1 protein-coding gene is annotated in these 2,171 nt (G+C 54.6%); it reads left to right on the forward strand.

Annotated features, from left to right (window positions below; all coding sequences use genetic code 11):
- The first annotated feature begins 844 nt into the window (after positions 1 to 844).
- Positions 845 to 2,011: a lactaldehyde reductase gene (gene fucO / locus DW171_RS08055; RefSeq protein ID WP_118270909.1), complete on the forward strand. Its 1,167-nt coding sequence runs from the start codon at positions 845 to 847 to the stop codon at positions 2,009 to 2,011.
- Positions 2,012 to 2,171: the final 160 nt, after the last annotated feature.

A 2,171-nucleotide genomic window follows, 5' to 3' on the forward strand; every position in this document is an offset into this window, starting at 1 on the left:
AAAGTATAGTGTTTATGCGGATAATCAAAAATCAGATATAAAATTTAGCTTAATTTCATTAAATCGAAGGAGAGGTTCTCCTCCATAAAATGCTACGACCGGGTTTGAGTTGTCGATCGAGTGCATCTTAAAGAATTCGATTGCATGTTTTGCCGTCGAAATGGACATGGAGTTATGACTGTGGGCTCTGTTGTATGAGGAGTTTCCGGAATAGATACAGTAATCACATCGGAAGTTACAAGATTGAGTCAGCTGAAGGGTTAGCATCCGTATATTTCTTTCCAGCTTAACTTTCAAAAGGTCAATTGATGGATAAGCGATATCCTGCAATGGCGAATCGCAGCAGTAGCCACATGATTGTAGTAACTGGAATTCTTGGTCTGATTTACAGGAGGCGTGGCAAACTTTGCCTGCTTGGACTTCTGAGATGTAATTGAAGAGATCTTTGCTTACTGCAAGTATCTCGTTTCGATTGGCATCATAAATGTAGTGGCCCAAGAGGGTCTTTATAGGTAGAACTAACATCTCTACCGCCTCTTTCATTTCACTAATGTTATTTAGTGAACTAAGATGTTTGCTATAAAGTATCCTTTTATAAACGTATTGTCAAACATATATTGCTAAAACAGAAACAATTTATAGACTGAGTTGGTCGTATTCTTTGGGCGATTGCTCCTATAATCTAGCCTTCGCTGCTGTCGGGAGGGAAGGACTAGGACTCCGTTATTATGTTGAAACGCTTTAACAATTTTGACGTTCTCACGTGTTTTTGTTTCAAAAGCGTTAGGATGAGATTCATAGCGTGGGGCGTAATGGGTGCCCCGCACACGATGGGAGGCTATCAATGGCTAATCGTTTCGTTCTCAACACCATTTCTTATCATGGTTCCGGCGCCATCAAGGAGATCCCCGGCGAGCTTCAGCGTCGCGGCTACAAGAAGATCTTCGTCTGCTCCGACCCCGATCTGGTCAAGTTTGGCGTTACCGCTAAGGTGACCGACGAGCTCGACGCTGCCGGCATCGCTTGGAGCCTCTACTCCGAGATCAAGCCCAACCCGACTATCCAGAACGTCAAAGACGGCGTCGAGGCCTTCAAGGCCGCCGAGGCTGACGCTATCGTGACCATTGGTGGTGGCTCCTCCATGGACACCGCCAAGGCTATCGGCATCATCATCAACAACCCTGAGTTCGCCGATGTCCGCAGCCTCGAGGGCGTTGCTCCCACTAAGAACCACGCCGTGTTCACCATCGCTGTGCCGACGACTGCCGGTACCGCCGCCGAGGTGACCATCAACTACGTCATCACCGACCCCGAGAAGGTCCGCAAGTTCGTGTGCGTCGACACCAACGACGCCCCCGAGGTCGCCGTCGTCGACCCCGATATGATGGCTTCCATGCCCGCCGGCCTGACCGCCTCTACCGGCATGGACGCTCTGACCCACGCCATCGAGGGCTACACCACCAAGGGCGCTTGGGAGCTCTCCGACATGTTCCACTTTGAGGCTATTAAGCTGATCAGCGAGAACCTGCGTGACTCCGTCGCCGAGGCCAAGTCCGGCCAGCCCGGCTCCGGCCGCGAGGGCATGGCCCTTGGCCAGTATGTCGCCGGCATGGGCTTCTCCAACGTTGGCCTGGGCATCGACCATGCCATGGCTCACACCCTGTCCGCTCACTACGACACCCCGCACGGCGTCGCTTGCGCCATGCTGCTGCCGATTGCCATGGAGTTCAACAAGCCGGTTTGCGCTGAGCGCCTGGCCAAGGTTGCCGTTGCCATGGGTGTTGACATCACGGGCATGAGCACCGACGAGGCTGCCGACGCCGCTATCGCCGCCGTCAAGCAGCTTTCCGCCGACGTGAACATCCCGCACGTCTGCGAGGCCATGAAGGCCGACGAGATCGAGGTCCTGGCCAAGGACGCCATGGCCGACGCCTGCTTCCCGGGTAACCCGCGCGAGGCGACGCTCGACGACGTCATCGAGCTCTTCAAGAAGATTTGCCCGGCTGCTTAACCTGGTTCGGCGGGCCCCGCCCGTTAGCCCCACAATCGTCCTCGGACATGTCGGAAGCCCCCGCTGCGCACTTCGTGCGGCGGGGGCTTCCTCCGTCCTGCGGAAAGATTGTGGGGCTAACGGGCGGGGCCCGCCGGCTCGTTATCGTGGCGGGGGGGGG

The sequence above is a fragment of the Collinsella sp. AM15-2 genome (genome assembly GCF_003471985.1).
GTDB lineage: Bacteria > Actinomycetota > Coriobacteriia > Coriobacteriales > Coriobacteriaceae > Collinsella.